1 protein-coding gene is annotated in these 706 nt (G+C 42.5%); it reads right to left on the bottom strand.

The annotated features are described in order from the left end of the window. On the bottom strand, window positions 1-706 hold a 706-nt coding region (locus HMPREF3057_RS03155), incomplete at both ends, for a prealbumin-like fold domain-containing protein (protein ID WP_257370736.1).

Here is a 706-nt window from a genome sequence, read left to right as displayed (position 1 = left end):
GAAAGTGATGTCCGTTACTTTGAGGTAACCGGTTGGAGCGGCTTCCTCATGGAAAGTATAAGTACCTGGTGCTAAGCTCAATTCTTTAGACTTACCAGCTTCAGATGTCCAGCTTTCTACGGCTGTGCCTTCTGCCTTATCACCCTTGTAGATCTTGATTTGTGCTCCTGCAATTTCTGTACCACCAAGGTTAACCTTACTAAAGGTAATCTTACGTGGACTATCGTCATCTTTATCAGTGACTTTGATTGTTGAACCATCGGTTACGACTGTATTGTCCTCGCCTTTAGCATCCTTAGTACCAACATTCGTCACTTTAACTGTTCCATCATAGTTAACTTGGAAAGTGATATCCGTTACTTTGAGGTATCCAGTTGGGGCTGCTTCCTCATGGAAGGTGTAAGTACCTGGTGCCAAGCTCAATTCTTTAGACTTACCAGCTTCTGAAGTCCAGCTTTCTACAGCTGTGCCTTCTGCCTTATCGCCTTTGAAGATCTTGATTTGTGCTCCTGCGATTTCAACCCCACCAAGACTAATTTTACTGAACGTGATTTTACGAGCTACATCGTCATCTTTATCAGTAACTGTCAGAGTTGAATTCTGGGCTACAACACGATTGTCTTCGCCTTTAGAATCTTTTTCACCTACTTTTGTCACTTCAACAGTACCGTTAGGTTTAACTTGGAAAGTGATATCCGTTACTTTG

Origin of the sequence: Streptococcus sp. HMSC072D05 (assembly GCF_001815805.1) — a bacterium.
In the GTDB taxonomy this organism is placed as follows: Bacteria; Bacillota; Bacilli; order Lactobacillales; family Streptococcaceae; genus Streptococcus.
This window is presented reverse-complemented; position numbering and strand designations above follow the sequence as displayed.